This window comes from Streptomyces sp. NPDC001843 (assembly GCF_042891955.1).
Lineage (GTDB): Bacteria > Actinomycetota > Actinomycetes > Streptomycetales > Streptomycetaceae > Streptomyces.
Genome location: NZ_JBIATQ010000008.1, coordinates 293,127 through 308,348, shown reverse-complemented (window position 1 = coordinate 308,348; position 15,222 = coordinate 293,127). Strand labels below are relative to the sequence as shown.

The window sequence follows — 15,222 nt, the reverse complement described above, 5'->3', positions numbered from 1 at the left end:
CCTGCTCAGTCCACAGGAACGGTACGCCACCAGGGCCGGCGTCTACTGGCGGCACAAGAACCACTGGCCGACGCGCGCAGGCTGTGGGGCGTGTTGCGTCGGCGGGCCTGCGCCCGGGGGCTCTCGGGGGCCTCTGAGACACTGGGGGCGCCATGACTGAAAGACCACCTGCGCCGACCGCGCCCCTGCGCGCCCGCGCCGAGATCGACCTGGCCGCACTGCGGGCCAATGTGCGGGCGCTGCGTGCCCGCGCGCCCGAGGCGGCCCTGATGGCCGTGGTGAAGTCCGACGGGTACGGGCACGGGGCGGTGCCGTGCGCCCGCGCGGCCGTCGCCGCCGGGGCGGGCTGGCTCGGCACGGCCACCCCCGAGGAGGCCCTCGAACTGCGCGCGGCCGGGCTGCCGGGGCGGATCATGTGCTGGCTGTGGACGCCGGGCGGGCCGTGGCGGGAGGCGATCGAGGCCGACCTCGACGTGTCGGTCAGCGCCATGTGGGCGCTGCGCGAGGTCGTCGCGGCGGCCCGGCAGGCCGGCCGTCCCGCGCGCGTGCAGCTCAAGGCCGACACCGGGCTCGGCCGCGGCGGCTGCCAGCCGGGTCCGGACTGGGCCGAACTCGTCGCAGAGGCCCTGCACGCCGAGCGCGAGGGGCTGCTGCGGATCACCGGGCTGTGGTCCCACTTCGCCTGCGCCGACGAGCCCGGCCACCCCTCGATCGACGCCCAGCTCGTCCGCTTCCGGGAGATGCTGGCGTACGCGGAGGGGCGCGGCGTGCGCCCCGAGGTGCGGCACATCGCCAACTCCCCGGCCACGCTCACGCTGCCCCACGCCCACTTCGACCTCGTCCGGACGGGCATCGCCGTGTACGGGATCTCACCGAGCCCCGAACTCGGCACCCCGGCCGACTTCGGGCTGCGTCCGGTGATGACCCTGTCGGCGTCGCTGGCGCTGGTGAAGCACGTACCGGGCGGGCACGGGGTCAGTTACGGGCACCACTACGTCACTCCGGGTGAGACGACCCTCGGCCTGGTGCCCGTCGGCTACGCGGACGGCATCCCCCGGCACGCCTCCGGCAGCGGCCCTGTCCTGGTCGCGGGCAAGTGGCGTACGGTCGCCGGACGGGTCGCGATGGACCAGTTCGTGGTGGACCTCGGGGGAGACGAGCCCGAGGCGGGCGCGCAGGCCGTGCTGTTCGGGCCCGGCGACCGGGGCGAGCCCACCGCGGAGGACTGGGCGCAGGCGTCCGGCACGATCGCGTACGAGATCGTCACGCGGATCGGAACGCGTGTTCCGCGCGTCTATGTGAACGGGGAACAAGACCGGCAGGACGGGTAACCCGCACCGGTGGGCACCCGGAGTGGTGTGGCCATGGTGGCACCTGTGACGCAGCAGCAGTCGTGATGAGGAGCGGTACGTGAGCGAGAGCAGCGCGGAGGTCGTGGCCGACGTGGCGGATGTCGCCGCGGCGGCCGTCGTCGCCTCCGCCGCGGGGGCGGTCGGGGGCTGGCGCAGGGCGACCGGCCTCGCCGGCGCCGCGATAGGCGTGCTCGCCGCGGGCGCGGCCGCCGGTGTCGCCATCGAGCGGATGACCGTCGGCCGGGGGATGCGCAGGAAGGCCCGGCTGGCGCTGGACTCGGCGGGTCCGTACGGGGCGCTGCGCGGCACCCCGGGCAAGGCGCACGCCGACGACGGCACCGAGTTGTACTACGAGGTCGACGACGTCGAGCCCGACACCGGCGGCCCGAACCTCTCCCCGCGCCGGCGGCGGCTGTTCGGCCGGAAGGCGCCCGCCCCGGTCACCGTGGTCTTCAGCCACGGCTACTGCCTCAGCCAGGACTCCTGGCACTTCCAGCGCGCCGCCCTGCGCGGTGTCGTACGCACCGTGCACTGGGACCAGCGCAGCCACGGCCGGTCGGCGCGGGGCGTGGACCAGGTCCAGAACGGGGTGCCGCTCACCATCGACCAACTGGGCCGCGATCTGAAGGCCGTCATCGACGCGGCCGCGCCCGAGGGCCCGATCGTGCTGGTCGGGCACTCCATGGGCGGGATGACGATGATGGCGCTGGCCGCGCAGTACCCGGAGCTGATCCGTGACCGGGTGGTCGCCACCGCCTTCGTCGGCACGTCGTCCGGGCGGCTCGGCGAGGTCAACTTCGGGCTGCCCGTCGCCGGCGTCAACGCGGTGCGCCGGGTGCTCCCCGGAGTGCTGAAGGCGCTGGGGCAGCAGGCGGCGCTGGTGGAGAAGGGGCGGCGGGCCACGGCCGACCTGTTCGCCGGGATCATCAAGCGGTACTCGTTCGCCGGGCGGGACGTGGACCCGGCGGTCGCCCGGTTTGCCGAACGCATGATCGAGTCCACCCCGATCGACGTGGTCGCCGAGTTCTACCCGGCCTTCACCGACCACGACAAGACCGAGGCCCTCGCCTGCTTCACCGACATGCCGGTGCTCGTGCTGGCCGGCGTCCAGGACCTGGTCACGCCCAGCGAGCACAGCGAGGCCATCGCCGACCTGCTGCCCGACGCCGAACTGGTCCTCGTACCGGACGCCGGGCACCTGGTCATCCTGGAACACCCGGAAGTGGTCACCGACCGCCTCGCCGACCTGCTCACCCGCGCGGGCGCCGTGCCCGCAGGGGCTACGGTAAGTGGCTATGGAAGCACCAGCAGCACCGCACAACCCCGCTGAGACCCAGCTGACCGTGACCTCCCCGGAGCAGATGCGGGAACTGGGCCGCCGCCTGGCCAAGCTGCTGCGCGCGGGCGACCTGGTGATGCTCACCGGCGAGCTCGGCGCGGGCAAGACGACGCTCACCCGCGGGCTGGGCGAGGGGCTCGGCGTGCGCGGCGCGGTCACCTCGCCGACCTTCGTGATCGCCCGGGTCCACCCGTCGCTGGGGGAGGGCCCGCCGCTCGTCCACGTCGACGCCTACCGGCTGTCCGGTGGCCTGGACGAGATGGAGGACCTCGACCTGGACGTGTCGCTGCCCGACTCGGTGATCGTCGTCGAGTGGGGCGAGGGGAAGGTCGAGGAACTGACCGAGGACCGGTTGCAGGTCGTGATCCACCGGACCCTCGGAGACACCACCGACGAAGTGCGGCGGGTGACCCTCACCGGTCTCGGCGAGCGGTGGGAGTCCGTGGACCTGGAGTCGCTGGCGGCCTGACGCCGCCGACACGTGCCGACAAGCCGTCGGCAACATATTGCGCCGGACCTGGCAGCCGTGATGACATGGTGTCCAGTCCGTAGTTAGGTCTGCCTAAGTACGCCCGCCCCCGCACCTCAGGAGGCGCCCCATGCCCGTTTCTCAGCCCACGGTGCCGTGGCGGCCGCCCGTGCCCGCCGGAGTGTCCATGCGCGACCTGCTGGCCTCTTGTGCGGCAGCGGCGGTGATCTCTCGCCCGCCGGCGGAACCCGAGCCCAAGCGGCTGGAGCCGGTGGAACCGCACCGCGACGCGGCGTGATCGCGGGGCGCGCGGACCGGGGCCGGGCCCAAGCGCCCGACGAACGGACGACGCCCGCACCCGCGTCGCACGCCCGCGCGCACCAGGCAGGAGCCCGGCGTCGCCGGAGGGCGCGGGTGCATGACGTTGCCAGGGCGCGCGGGCGCCCGGGGCGGGTGATACGGCCTCGCCGGGACGTGTGAGTTCGGCGTCGCCGGAAGGCGCAGGCGTACGGCGTCGCCGGCGCCGCGCGGGCACACGGCGCCGCGGGAAGCGACGAGCCGTCGGGGTCCCCGCGGCCCCATCCGCCCGGCAGGGCCTACCGCAGCACGATGACCGGCACCCCGATCGTCGCGAACATCCACATCGCCTCCCCGTCCGCCCGTGTCTCGCGGATCCCGCCCGTCCGCACCGTGGGGTCCGGCACCTGGGCCGCGTCCTGGTCCACCGCGGCGCTGAAGCCGATGGCGACCCCGTCCACGCTGGTGAAGCGCACGACGTGCTCGATGGGGGTGCCGTCGGTGCCGGTGACCGCGTTCGAGCGGGACGTGACGACGTACGCGCCGGGCAGCGGGTCCACGCTGCCGGGCCTCACCCCGAAGGTGCGCAGCACCCGGTTGCGGTCACTGACCAGCCAGACCCGGTCGTCGTCCATCGCGTACACGACGCGTTCACCCGATCCGGACATGGCGGGCAGCGCCAGGGGGTCCCGTCTGTCCCGGGGCGCCTTCGGCAGGGGCGACGCGCTCGCCGGGGCCTTGCCGGGCCCGGCGGGGACGGTGGCCGAGGCCTGATAGGCGAGGAAGCCGATCGCCCCGACGGCCGCCGCGGTGAGCCCGGCCACGATCGACGAGCTGGTCCCTGCCACGTGTCGCCCACCTCTGTCTCGTGTTATTTGTCCTACTTCGTACAGAACGTTGTGCAGACGGTAGCACTCGGTGACCACCTGGCCGGGACGGCCGACACGGGCCGTGCGGAGCCGTAGGCTGTTCGCGTGCTCTTGCTCGCTCTGGATACCGCCACCCCCGCCGTCACCGTCGCGCTGCACGACGGCACGGCCGTCATCGCCTCCTCGAGCCAGGTGGACGCGCGCCGGCACGGCGAGCTGCTGCTGCCGGCCGTCGACCGCGTACTCGCCGAGGCCGGGCTGAAGCTCGAGGCCGTCACCGGGATCGTCGTGGGCATCGGACCCGGCCCCTACACCGGGCTGCGCGTGGGACTGATGACCGCCGACACCTTCGGGCTCGCCCTCGGCGTGCCCGTGCACGGCCTGTGCACGCTCGACGCCCTCGCCTACGCGGCCGACATCGAGAAGGGCCCGTTCGTCGTGGCGACCGACGCCCGCCGCAAGGAGGTCTACTGGGCGACCTACGCCGACTCCCGCACCCGGCTGACCGACCCCGCCGTCGACCGGCCCGCCGACATCGCCGAGCGGGTGGCCGGACTGCCGGCCGTCGGCGCGGGCGCGCTGCTCTACCCCGCCACCTTCCCGCAGGCGCACGCACCCGAGCACGTCTCCGCCGCCGCCCTCGCCTCGCTGGCCGCCGAGAAGCTGGCCGCGGGCGAGGAGCTCCAGGCACCCAGGCCGCTGTACCTGCGCCGCCCCGACGCCCAGGTCCCCAAGAACTACAAGGTGGTCACCCCGAAGTGACCGAACCCGCGACCCCCCGACTGCGCGAGATGCGCTGGTGGGACATCGACCCCGTGCTGGAACTGGAGAAGGAACTCTTCCCCGAGGACACCTGGTCCCGGGGCATGTTCTGGTCGGAGCTGGCCCACTCCCGCGGCCCCGAGGCCAACCGGCGGTACGTCGTCGCCGAGGAGGACGACCGGATCGTCGGCTACGCGGGCCTGGCCGCGCAGGGCGCCACGCCCGACAGTGACTTCGCCGCGGTGGCCGACGTCCAGACCATCGCCGTCGCCCGGGACCGCCAGGGCACCGGCCTCGGCGGCCGGCTGCTGACCGAGCTGCTGCGCGCGGCCACCGCCTTCGAGTGCGCCGAGGTCATGCTGGAGTGCCGGGTGGACAACGTCCGCGCCCAGAAGCTCTACGAGCGCTTCGGCTTCGAGCCCATCGGTTTCCGGCGCGGCTACTACCAGCCGGGGAACGTGGACGCACTGGTGATGCGCCTGACCATGCAGTCCGGCAGCGGCTCCGCCGCGGGTTCCCCCTCCGAACAAGGAACAGAGAGCAATGGCTGACGAACCCCTGGTGCTGGGGATCGAGACCTCCTGCGACGAGACCGGCGTCGGCATCGTCCGCGGCACCACCCTGCTGGCGGACGCCGTCGCCTCCAGCGTCGACGAGCACGCCCGTTTCGGCGGGGTCGTGCCGGAGGTCGCCTCCAGGGCCCACCTGGAGGCGATGGTGCCCACCATCGACCGCGCGCTGAAGGAGGCGGGCGTCTCCGCCAGGGACCTGGACGGCATCGCGGTGACCGCCGGTCCCGGCCTCGCCGGCGCCCTGCTGGTCGGCGTCTCGGCGGCGAAGGCGTACGCCTACGCCCTCGGCAAGCCCCTGTACGGCGTGAACCACCTCGCCTCCCACATCTGCGTGGACCAGCTCGAACACGGCCCGCTGCCGGAGCCGACGATGGCGCTGCTGGTCTCCGGCGGCCACTCCTCCTTGCTGCTGTCCTCGGACATCACCTCGGACGTACGCCCGATGGGCTCGACCATCGACGACGCGGCGGGGGAGGCCTTCGACAAGATCGCCCGCGTGCTGAACCTGGGCTTCCCCGGCGGCCCGGTCATCGACCGGTACGCGCGCGAGGGCGACCCGGAGGCGATCGCCTTCCCGCGCGGCCTGACCGGCCCCCGCGACCCGGTGTACGACTTCTCCTTCTCCGGCCTGAAGACGGCGGTCGCCCGCTGGATCGAGGCCAAGCGGGCGGCCGGCGAGGAGGTCCCGGTCCGGGACGTGGCCGCCTCCTTCCAGGAGGCCGTGGTGGACGTCCTCACCCGCAAGGCGCTGCGGGCCTGCAAGGACGAGGGCGTCGACCACCTGATGATCGGCGGCGGCGTGGCCGCGAACTCCCGGCTGCGCGCCCTCGCCCAGGAACGCTGCGAGGCGGCCGGCATCCGGCTGCGCGTCCCGCGCCCCAAGCTGTGCACGGACAACGGCGCGATGGTGGCCGCACTGGGCGCCGAAATGGTGGCCCGCGGCCGGTCCGCGTCCAGCTGGGACCTGTCCGCGGACTCCTCCCTGCCTGTGACCGACCCGCACGTCCCCGGCCACGACCATGTGCACGAGGCCGGCGAGGAGAACCTCTACTCATGACGGTCGCCCTGATGTGGGAGGCCCGTGCGGCGGCGGGGCGGGGTGCCGAACTGCTCGCATGGGCCCGGGCGCAGAGGCTTGCCCAGGAGCCGCTGCGCCGCGAGACCTTCCGCGCCCCGCAGGACCGCGTCCTCGTCATCACCTGGTGGGACGCCGAGTACGACGCGGAGCTGCCGGAACTGCCCGAGCCGGACGGGGATCTGGTCACCCGGGCGGTACATCGGTGGCGGTTCGAGCCGGTCGACGGGGAGCCTGGCCGCTGAGTGGTGCGGGCACCCGTCCATAGGCTATGATCATCACATGTGAACGGCCGGAACACCGGCCCGGACACAGTGCGTTGGTGGTCCAAGGAAAGACGCCCCGCTTCCTGCGGGGAAATGCAGGTGCAAGGCCTGCCCGGCGCTCCATCTCACCCCCGCCCCCCGATTCTCGGGGGGCGGGGGTGTTTTCGTCAGCCGACCGCCGTCACGGCCGTCTCGCACCGCAGCCGCCGGTCGGTGCCGACCGGACGTACCGGCCCGGTGAGGCTCAGCCGTGCCGTGTGCCGTACGTCCGCACTGGACGCCGCCAACCGCAGCTCCAGCGCGCCCGGTTCGACCACCCTGGTGCCGGAACGGTCCGTGAAGGCCGACAGATCGGTGTGGAAGCGGAAGGTGACACGGGCCGCCTCCCCGGGCTCCAGTGACAGGCGCCGGTAGCCGATCAGACGGACGTCCGGGCGGGTCACCGAGGCCACCGGGTCGTGCAGGTACAGCTGCACCACCTCCGCGCCCGCGCGGTCGCCCGTGTTGCGGACCGTCAGCGAGATGTCGTACGACCCGTCCGTGCCGATCTCCGGGTCCGTGCCCGTGAAGTCCTCCCACGCGAACGCCGTGTACGCGTGCCCGTGCCCGAAGGGATACAGCGGCGTCGGGTCGAGGTTGCTGACCTCGTCCGCCAGGCCAAGCGGCGGCTGGAGGTACGTCCACGGCTGGCCCCCCGGGACGCGTGGGACGCTCACCGGGAGCCGGCCCGAGGGGTTCACCCGGCCCGACAGCACCCCGGCCACCGCCGGACCCCCGCCCTGTCCGGGGAAGAACGCCTGGACCACGGCGGCCAGCCGGCCGTGCCAGCGGCCGAGGGCGTACGGGCGGCCGGTCAGCAGGACCAGCACCACGGGGACCCCGGTGGCGACCAGCGCGTCCAGCAGATCGCCCTGCACGCCGGGCAGTTCGAGGTCCGTCACATCGCAGCCCTCGCCCGAGGTCCCCCGGCCGAACAGCCCCGCCCGGTCGCCCAGCACCGCCACGCACACATCCGCCTCGGATGCGCGGGCCACCGCCTCCTCGAAGCCGGAGGTGTCCGGGTCGGACACCCCGCAGCCCTCCGCGAACGCCACCTTGGCGTCGGGGAGTTCGTCGCGCAGCGCCTGAAGGACCGTCGGGATGCCGATGCCCGTCGGCACCTCGGGGTGGTGGGTGAGCACATGGGACGGGAAGGAGTAGCAGCCCAGCATCGCGAGCGCGTCGGCCGCGCGCGGGCCGACCACCGCGACACGGGTGTCCGGGGCCAGCGGCAGCACGCCGTCCGGGTTGTCCAGCAGCACCACCGACTCCTCGGCCAGGCGCCGCGCCAGCGCCCGGTTGGCCGCCGAGTCCAGGTCGACCGGACCGGACGGCTCCGGCCGCCAGTCCTCGTCGAGCAGGCCCAGCTCGCACTTCTGGACCAGCACCCGGCGGACCGCCCGGTCCACCAGCGACTCGGGGACGGTGCCTTCCCGTACCGCCGCCACCAGCGGCTTTCCGTAGCACTTCAGGGTGGGCAGCTCCACGTCGATGCCCGCCTCCAGCGCCAGGCGGGCCGCCTCAGCCTCACTGCCGGCCACCCGGTGCAGACTCTGCAGGAACCCGATGCCGAAGTAGTCGGCGACCACCGTCCCCGTGAAGTGCCACTCCTCGCGCAGGAGGCCGGTCAGCAGGCCGGGGTCCGCCGACGCGGGGACGCCGTCCGTCTCGGTGTACGCCGCCATGACCGAGCGCGCCCCGCCCTCACGCAGCGCCATCTCGAAGGGCGGGAGGGTGATGTCCGCGAACTCCCGGACCCCGGCCCGCACGGGAGCCAGGTTCCGTGCACCCGCCGAGGAGGCGTACCCGGCGAAGTGCTTCAGCGTGGCGACGACCCCGGCCGACTCCAGACCCCGTACGTACGCCGTGCCGATCGTGCCGACCAGGTACGGGTCCTCGCCGATCGTCTCCTCGACCCGTCCCCAGCGCGGGTCGCGGACGACGTCCAGGACGGGAGCCAGTCCCTGGTGCACGCCGACCGAGCGCAGGTCCTCGCCGATGCGCCGGCCCAGCTCCTCGACCAGCGGCGGGTCGAAGGACGCGCCCCAGGCCAGCGGCACCGGGTAGGCCGTCGCCCCCCAAGCCGTGAAGCCCGCCAGGCACTCCTCGTGGGCGACCGCCGGAATGCCGAAGCGGCCCGCACTTGCGATCCGGCGCTGGGCGCGGGCCAGTGCCTGCGCGCCCAGCGCCGGGTCCACGGGGGCGGTGCCGAAGGAGCGGGTCAGTTGGCCGAGGCCGAGCGTGATCAGCTCGTCCCAGTCGTAGTCGGCCGTCATCTCGCGCTGGAGCGGGGCGACACCGTCGCCGTCCGTGGCGGCACCCACCCATACGCCGTACAGCTGGGCTGCCTTCTCCTCCAGGGTCATCCTCGCGAGCAGGTCGTCGACTCGGGTGGCGGCGGGCAGGGCGGAGTCGCGCCAAGGAGCGGTTGTCATGTAACTCCCGTCTCTGCTCACGAATGTTTCGGATAAAATCTCGAATGTTCCGGGAATCTATGGCGGGGCAGGGTCTTCGTCAAGGGGTCTCGCAGGGATACGATCGCGGGCATGAAGCCTCCGAAGCCCGTAGGAACGCAGACCGCGACCCTCGCCGAAATCGCTCGTCAGGCCGGTGTGTCCGCTCCGACTGTTTCGAAGGTGCTCAACGGCCGTGCCGACGTCGCCCCCGCCACCCGCACCCGGGTCGAGGAACTGCTGCGCGCCTACGGCTACCGGCGGCGACGTGCCGAGGCCTCCCGCTCCCCGCTGATCGACCTGGTCTTCCACGAGTTGGAGAGCGCCTGGGCGATGGAGGTCATCCGGGGCGTGGAGAACGTCGCCCGGGACGCGGGGCTGAGCGTCGTGCTCAGCGAGAGCGCGGGGCGGCTCACTCCCGGCCGGACCTGGGCCGACCAGGTCGCCGCCCGCCGCCCGCACGGTGTGATCCTCGTGCTCTCCGGACTCGACGAGTCCCAGCGGGCGCTGCTGACCAGCAGGTCCATCCCGTTCGTGGTGATGGACCCGGCCGGCGACCCGGGTGCCGACGTGCCCTCGATCGGGGCCACCAACTGGCAGGGCGGTCTGGCCGCGACCCGCCATCTCGTCGAGCTCGGCCACACCCGCATCGGCGCGATCAGCGGCCCCTCCCGGATGATGTGCAGCCGCGCCCGGGTCGACGGCTACCGGGCCGCGCTGGAGACCGCCGGGCTGCCCGTCGACCCGGGGATGATCAAGGCCGGGGACTTCCACCACGAGGCCGGCTACCGGCTGGGCCTGGAACTGCTCGGCCGTCCCGACCGGCCCACCGCCGTCTTCGCCGGCAACGACCTGCAGGCGCTCGGACTGTTCGAGGCCGCCCGTGAGCTGGGGCTGCGCATCCCGGAGGACCTGAGCGTGGTCGGCTTCGACGACCTGCCGGTGGCCCGCTGGGTGGGGCCGCCGCTGACGACCGTACGGCAGCCGCTGACCGAGATGGCCGAGGCCGCGGCCAAGCTGGTCCTCGAACTGGGGCGGGCCGACGACTCCACGGCGGCGACCCGGGTGGAGCTGGCGACCAGCCTCGTCGTGCGCAGCTCCACGGCGGCCCCGGCCGCTCCGTGACACCGGTGGCCGGAAGTTGACGTGTTGACGGGTGGTGAGGGCGCGCCCACACTCCACCGAAGTCAATCGGTTGCACGACCGAAACTTTCGGAGGCACCCGCATGAGAACCTCCACGACTCCTTCGGCCAGAACCCCCTTCGCCACGCGTCTGGCCGCCCTGGCCGCCGGCGCGGCCACGACCCTCGCCCTGCTGGCCGCCGGGACGGCCCACGCCGCCGACCCCCCGTTGAGGGATCTCGGGGCGGCCAAGGGCAAGGTCATCGGCACGGCGGTCACCGGTTCCAAGCTCACCGGCACCTACGGCGACATCGCGGGGTCGCAGTTCAGCTCGCTCACCCCCGGCAACGCCATGAAGTGGGGCTCGGTCGAGCCCACCCAGGGCAGCTTCGACTGGACCGAGGCCGACCAGATCGTCGCCTTCGCTCAGGCCCACAACCAGCAGGTGCGCGGCCACACCCTGGTCTGGCACAACCAGAACCCGAACTGGCTGACCAACGGGAACTGGACCTCCGCCCAGCTCAGCACCCTGCTGCAGAACCACATCAGCACCGAGGTGGGCCGGTACAAGGGGAAGATCGCGGCCTGGGACGTGGTCAACGAGGCCTTCGACGAGGACGGCACCTACCGCCCGACCCTCTGGTACAACAGCCTGGGCTCCGGCTACATAGCGAACGCCTTCACCTGGGCCCACGCGGCCGACCCGAACGCCAAGCTGTACATCAACGACTACAACGTCGAGGGCGTCAACGCCAAGAGCAACGCCCTGTACAACCTGGTCAAGTCCCTGAAGCAGCAGGGCGTCCCGATCGACGGCGTCGGTCTGCAGGCCCACCTGGTCCTGGGACAGGTCCCGTCCACCCTCCAGCAGAACATCCAGCGCTTCGCCGACCTGGGCGTGGACGTGGCGATCACCGAGCTGGACATCCGGATGGCGCTGCCCGCCGACAGTGCGAAACTCACCCAGCAGGCCGCCGACTTCAAGTCGGTCGTCGCGGCCTGCGCGGCGGTCACCCGCTGCGTCAACGTCACCGTCTGGGGCTTCGCCGACTCCGACTCCTGGGTGCCGGGCACGTTCCCCGGCTACGGGGCGGCGACCCCGTACGACGACAACTACAGCCCCAAGCCCGCCTACCACGGCATCGCGGAGGCGCTCGGCGGCGGCTCGACCACCCCGCCGCCGACGAACGGGGCGTGCACGGCGACGTACAGCGTCACCAGCCAGTGGAACACCGGGTTCACCGGTCAGGTGAAGATCTCCTGCGCCGGTGCCTCGCTGTCCGGCTGGAGGGCGAGCTGGACCTTTGGCGCCGGCCAGCAGATCACCCAGGCCTGGAACGCCGACTGCACCCAGTCGGGCGCGACCGTGACGTGCGCGAACGCCCCGTACAACGGGACGGTCCCGGACGGGGGTTCGGTGACCTTCGGGTTCAACGGGTCGTGGAACGGGAGCAATCCGGTGCCGCTGGTGACCCTGGGATGAGAATCTGCCAAGAAAACCGCTCCGCACGGCTTCTGCTAACAGTCTCCTAATAATTCACACTTACCTTCCTGCCTGTGACGGGACACGGCGAGAACGGTGAGAACGGCGCCGGGGGCAGACGCGGAGGCCGCAGGCCGGCGGTACTGAAGGCCGTCGGCCTCACCCTCGCCGCCGCGCTGGTCCTGGGCGGCGCGGCGGCGGGTTGGGCGTACTGGCACCTCAACCACAACATCAAAAGCGTCGACATCGACAGCGCGCTCGGTGACGACCGCCCGGTGAAGGCGGTCACCGCCCCGTCCGTGTCCGCCTCGGCGTCCGCGTCCCCGCTGCCGACCGAGGCACTGAACATCCTCGTCCTCGGCTCGGACTCGCGCAGCGGCAAGGCCAACGAGGAGCTGGGCGGCGGCGACAGCTCCGGCGCCCGTTCCGACACGGCGATGGTCGTGCACATCGACGCGGGCCGCACCGGGGCCACCGTCGTCAGCATCCCGCGGGACACGCTGGTCACCCGCCCGTCCTGCCCCCTGTCCTCGGGCGGCTCCACGGCGGTGGCCCACGACACCATGTTCAACAGCGCCTACTCGGTGGGCGGGCCGGTGTGCGCGGTGAAGACGGTCGAGTCGATCACCGGCGTCCGTATGGACCATTACATCGAGATCGACTTCGCCGGCTTCGCGAAGCTGGTGGACGCCCTCGGCGGCGTCACCGTCACCACCGGCGCGGACATCGACGACGACAAGAGCCATCTCCACCTCAGGGCCGGCACCCACCACCTGGACGGCAAGCAGGCCCTGGCCCTCGCCCGCACCCGGCACGGCATAGGCGACGGCAGCGACCTCGGCCGCATAGGCCTGCAGCAGAAACTGGTGAAGGCCCTGCTGAAGCAGATCGCGTCCACCGACCTCCTCACCGACCCCACCAGGCTCTACCGGGCGGCCGACGCGATCACCGGCAGCCTCACGACGGACACCGGCCTGAACTCCCTGACAAAGCTGATGCGCCTGGGGCAGAGCCTGAAGGGACTGTCCGCCGACCGGGTGAAGACCGTCATGATGCCGGTCCTGCCGGCCCCCTCCGACCCCAACCGGGTCGTCGCGAAGGAACCGGCGGCGAGCGCGCTGTGGAAGTCGTTGCGCTGAGGGCAACCTCTGATGCCCCCGGTGGGTCTGATGCGGTGACCAAGTCACCGTAACCGGGGGGTAGTCCTGTGTTCTCCGTACGTTCGCACGCCCGTTGGGCGGTCCCGTTCGCCCTGGCCCTGACCGCCCTGGGCACCACCGCACCCATCGCTTCCGCGTCGAAGCAAGTCGCCCCCGTCCGCGACGACTTCAACGGCGACGGCTACGCCGACCTGGCCGTGGGCGCCCCGCTCGGCACCGTCGACGGGAAGAGCAAGGCCGGCTACGTCACCGTGATGTACGGCGGCCCGCACGGCATATCGACCAGCCGGCGGACCGTCATCAGCCGGGCCACGGCCGGGATCCCGGGCAGCCCGGTCAAGGGCCAGGAGTTCGGCCTCCAGCTCTCCAAGGGCGACCTGGACGGCGACGGCTACGCCGACCTGGTCGTCGGGGACGTCTCCGTGTCGGCCAAGGCGGTCGTCGTCTGGGGCGGCCCGCACGGCCTGTCCGGCGGCACGTCCGTTCCCGCCACCAACACCCAGACCGGCGACTTCGACGGCGACGGGCGCCTGGACCTCGCCCTGTTCACCGCCGCCTTCTCGCCCGGTGACGACCCGCTCGGCACCGAGGCGGTCCTGTGGAAGGGGCCGCTGAAGCGGACCGGCACCCCGGCCGCCACCTCCGGCATGGACCCCGACCTGCAGTACGTCGACGTCCACGACGGCGCCACCGGCGACGTCAACGGCGACGGCCGCGCGGACCTGGCCCTGTCGGAGTACTGCGGGGACGGCGTGCACTGCACCCAGCTCTACCTGAGCACCCCTGCCGGCCTCACCCGCGTGACCGACGCCCCCGACGGCGCCGGCACCGTGGCGTTCGGCGACCTCAACGGCGACGGATACGACGACATGGTCACCGGGGACCACGAGAACGAGCAGGTCCAGGTCGCCTACGGCTCGGCCACCGGCCTGGGCGCACGCGGCACCTGGCGGACGTACTCGCAGAACACCCCCGGCGTTCCGGGCGCCACCGAGGAGGGTGACCAGTTCGGGCGGTCGGTCGCCGTCGGTGACATCACCGGCGACGGCATCGACGACGTGGCGGTGGGCGTGCCCGGCGAGAACCAGTCCGAGGGCCTGGTCGACGTGCTGCGCGGCAGCCGCGGCGGCCTGACCGGCACGGGCGCGCAGGGCTTCACCCAGAACACCGCGGGCGTCCCCGGTTCCGCCGAGATCAACGACGTCTTCGGCGCGACCGTCCAGCTCCTCGACATCAACGGCAACGGCCACGCCGACCTGTCGGCCGCCGCCCCGAACGAGGACGGCGGCAACGGCGCCGTCTGGGAACTGCGGGGCGGCGCCACGGGCCTGACGACGGACGCGGCGCTCGTCTTCGGCCCGAAGAGCGTCGGGGCGCCGTACGCGAAGGCGGCGTTCGGGGCCGAGCTCAAGTAGTGCCAGGTCGCGGGCCCCAATAGCGTCAGGTCACGGCCCCCGGAAAAAATCTCCGAGAAATTCCGGGGGACGTGTCGATCCGGGTGTCTCCCGTTCGACGCAGGGGTGAGAAGGCGGGGAGAGCCCCCGCCGTCCGACCGAGGAGCCACCATGCCCCGTTACCTCTCGCTCATCCGGATCGACGAGAACAACACGCCCACCGAGGGCCCCAGCCCCGAGCTGATGCAGCGGATGGGCGAGCTGATCGAGGAGATCACCAAGGCCGGCGTGATGCTGGACACCGCCGGGCTCACCCCCACCGCGCAGGGCACCCGGGTCCACTGGGAGAACGGTCAGCTCTCCGTCACCGACGGGCCCTTCACCGAGTCGAAGGAGGTCATCGGCGGCTACGCCCTCATGCAGTGCAAGGACAAGGCCGAGGCCCTGGAGTGGACCAAGCGCTTCCTGAAGGTCCACGAGGAGTTCTGGACCGTGACCTGCGAGGTGCGGGAGATCGCCGAGGGCTGAGCCCTAGCTGGCGCCGGCCCGGCCGGGGGTGTTGCATGGGG

General features: G+C 72.6%; 15 protein-coding genes. 13 read left to right on the top strand and 2 right to left on the bottom strand.

All coding sequences use genetic code 11. The annotated features are described in order from the left end of the window. Positions 1-152 precede the first annotated feature (152 nt). The 4 genes from alr (at position 153) to ACFYZQ_RS22010 (ending at position 3,458) form a co-directional block, all read left to right on the top strand. Positions 153-1,331, top strand: a complete 1,179-nt coding sequence (alr, locus tag ACFYZQ_RS22025) for an alanine racemase (protein WP_389150220.1) — start codon at positions 153-155, stop codon at positions 1,329-1,331. A gap of 79 nt (positions 1,332-1,410) precedes the next feature. Continuing rightward, a complete protein-coding gene (locus ACFYZQ_RS22020; RefSeq protein ID WP_389150217.1) occupies positions 1,411-2,682 on the top strand; it encodes an alpha/beta fold hydrolase in 1,272 nt (423 codons plus the stop codon). Beyond that, positions 2,648-3,160, top strand: a complete 513-nt coding sequence (gene tsaE / locus ACFYZQ_RS22015; RefSeq protein WP_389150214.1) for a tRNA (adenosine(37)-N6)-threonylcarbamoyltransferase complex ATPase subunit type 1 TsaE — start codon at positions 2,648-2,650, stop codon at positions 3,158-3,160. The genes ACFYZQ_RS22020 and tsaE overlap by 35 nt, the downstream gene beginning before the upstream one ends. A 130-nt stretch (positions 3,161-3,290) precedes the next feature. Continuing rightward, entirely contained in the window at positions 3,291-3,458 is a 168-nt protein-coding gene (locus ACFYZQ_RS22010; protein ID WP_389150211.1) for a hypothetical protein, read from the top strand. A gap of 298 nt (positions 3,459-3,756) precedes the next feature. Here the strand turns inward: ACFYZQ_RS22010 and ACFYZQ_RS22005 are convergent, their stop codons facing one another. Continuing rightward, entirely contained in the window at positions 3,757-4,305 is a 549-nt protein-coding gene (locus ACFYZQ_RS22005) for a hypothetical protein (RefSeq protein WP_389150208.1), read from the bottom strand. A gap of 126 nt (positions 4,306-4,431) precedes the next feature. On the opposite strand from ACFYZQ_RS22005, the gene tsaB reads away from it, so the two are divergent. Genes tsaB through ACFYZQ_RS21985 form a run of 4 tightly spaced genes read left to right on the top strand, consistent with a single transcriptional unit; the run spans position 4,432 to position 6,980 of the window. After that, the gene (tsaB, locus tag ACFYZQ_RS22000; RefSeq protein WP_388798585.1) at positions 4,432-5,088 is read left to right on the top strand and encodes a tRNA (adenosine(37)-N6)-threonylcarbamoyltransferase complex dimerization subunit type 1 TsaB; all 657 of its coding nucleotides are present in this window, start codon (positions 4,432-4,434) and stop codon (positions 5,086-5,088) included. A gap of 29 nt (positions 5,089-5,117) precedes the next feature. Continuing rightward, on the top strand, positions 5,118-5,639 hold the full coding sequence (rimI, locus tag ACFYZQ_RS21995; protein WP_389150419.1) for a ribosomal protein S18-alanine N-acetyltransferase: 522 nt from the start codon (positions 5,118-5,120) through the stop codon (positions 5,637-5,639). Further along, on the top strand, positions 5,632-6,717 hold the full coding sequence (gene tsaD / locus ACFYZQ_RS21990; protein WP_389150205.1) for a tRNA (adenosine(37)-N6)-threonylcarbamoyltransferase complex transferase subunit TsaD: 1,086 nt from the start codon (positions 5,632-5,634) through the stop codon (positions 6,715-6,717). Before rimI ends, tsaD begins: the two co-directional genes overlap by 8 nt. Beyond that, on the top strand, positions 6,714-6,980 hold the full coding sequence (locus ACFYZQ_RS21985) for a hypothetical protein (protein ID WP_389150202.1): 267 nt from the start codon (positions 6,714-6,716) through the stop codon (positions 6,978-6,980). Before tsaD ends, ACFYZQ_RS21985 begins: the two co-directional genes overlap by 4 nt. A gap of 188 nt (positions 6,981-7,168) precedes the next feature. Here ACFYZQ_RS21985 and ACFYZQ_RS21980 read toward each other — a convergent pair whose 3' ends face one another. After that, the gene (locus ACFYZQ_RS21980; protein ID WP_389150199.1) at positions 7,169-9,475 is read right to left on the bottom strand and encodes a glycoside hydrolase family 3 N-terminal domain-containing protein; all 2,307 of its coding nucleotides are present in this window, start codon (positions 9,473-9,475) and stop codon (positions 7,169-7,171) included. 111 nt (positions 9,476-9,586) lie between these two features. Here ACFYZQ_RS21980 and ACFYZQ_RS21975 point away from each other — a divergent pair, with 111 nt between their 5' ends. From ACFYZQ_RS21975 to ACFYZQ_RS21955, 5 genes are all read left to right on the top strand, one after another. Continuing rightward, on the top strand, positions 9,587-10,618 hold the full coding sequence (locus ACFYZQ_RS21975) for a LacI family DNA-binding transcriptional regulator (protein ID WP_389150197.1): 1,032 nt from the start codon (positions 9,587-9,589) through the stop codon (positions 10,616-10,618). 101 nt (positions 10,619-10,719) lie between these two features. Next, complete coding sequence (locus tag ACFYZQ_RS21970) at positions 10,720-12,099, top strand: endo-1,4-beta-xylanase (protein ID WP_389150194.1); 1,380 nt, start codon at positions 10,720-10,722, stop codon at positions 12,097-12,099. Between the two features lie 74 nt (positions 12,100-12,173). Further along, positions 12,174-13,238, top strand: a complete 1,065-nt coding sequence (locus ACFYZQ_RS21965; protein WP_389150191.1) for an LCP family protein — start codon at positions 12,174-12,176, stop codon at positions 13,236-13,238. Between the two features lie 68 nt (positions 13,239-13,306). Continuing rightward, the gene (locus tag ACFYZQ_RS21960; protein ID WP_389150188.1) at positions 13,307-14,674 is read left to right on the top strand and encodes a VCBS repeat-containing protein; all 1,368 of its coding nucleotides are present in this window, start codon (positions 13,307-13,309) and stop codon (positions 14,672-14,674) included. Between the two features lie 150 nt (positions 14,675-14,824). Further along, positions 14,825-15,181 (top strand): YciI family protein, encoded by a 357-nt coding sequence (locus tag ACFYZQ_RS21955; RefSeq protein WP_389150185.1) that lies wholly within the window; start codon positions 14,825-14,827, stop codon positions 15,179-15,181. Positions 15,182-15,222: the final 41 nt, after the last annotated feature.

Bases quoted from the DNA above. Each gene is read 5' to 3' on its own strand.
- alr (WP_389150220.1), top strand. From the start codon at position 153: ATGACTGAAAGACCACCTGCGCCGACCGCGCCCCTGCGCGCCCGCGCC.
- tsaE (WP_389150214.1), top strand. From the start codon at position 2,648: ATGGAAGCACCAGCAGCACCGCACAACCCCGCTGAGACCCAGCTGACC.
- ACFYZQ_RS22010 (WP_389150211.1), top strand. From the start codon at position 3,291: ATGCCCGTTTCTCAGCCCACGGTGCCGTGGCGGCCGCCCGTGCCCGCC.
- rimI (WP_389150419.1), top strand. From the start codon at position 5,118: ATGCGCTGGTGGGACATCGACCCCGTGCTGGAACTGGAGAAGGAACTC.
- tsaD (WP_389150205.1), top strand. From the start codon at position 5,632: ATGGCTGACGAACCCCTGGTGCTGGGGATCGAGACCTCCTGCGACGAG.
- ACFYZQ_RS21985 (WP_389150202.1), top strand. From the start codon at position 6,714: ATGACGGTCGCCCTGATGTGGGAGGCCCGTGCGGCGGCGGGGCGGGGT.
- ACFYZQ_RS21980 (WP_389150199.1), bottom strand. From the start codon at position 9,475: ATGACAACCGCTCCTTGGCGCGACTCCGCCCTGCCCGCCGCCACCCGA.
- ACFYZQ_RS21975 (WP_389150197.1), top strand. From the start codon at position 9,587: ATGAAGCCTCCGAAGCCCGTAGGAACGCAGACCGCGACCCTCGCCGAA.
- ACFYZQ_RS21970 (WP_389150194.1), top strand. From the start codon at position 10,720: ATGAGAACCTCCACGACTCCTTCGGCCAGAACCCCCTTCGCCACGCGT.
- ACFYZQ_RS21955 (WP_389150185.1), top strand. From the start codon at position 14,825: ATGCCCCGTTACCTCTCGCTCATCCGGATCGACGAGAACAACACGCCC.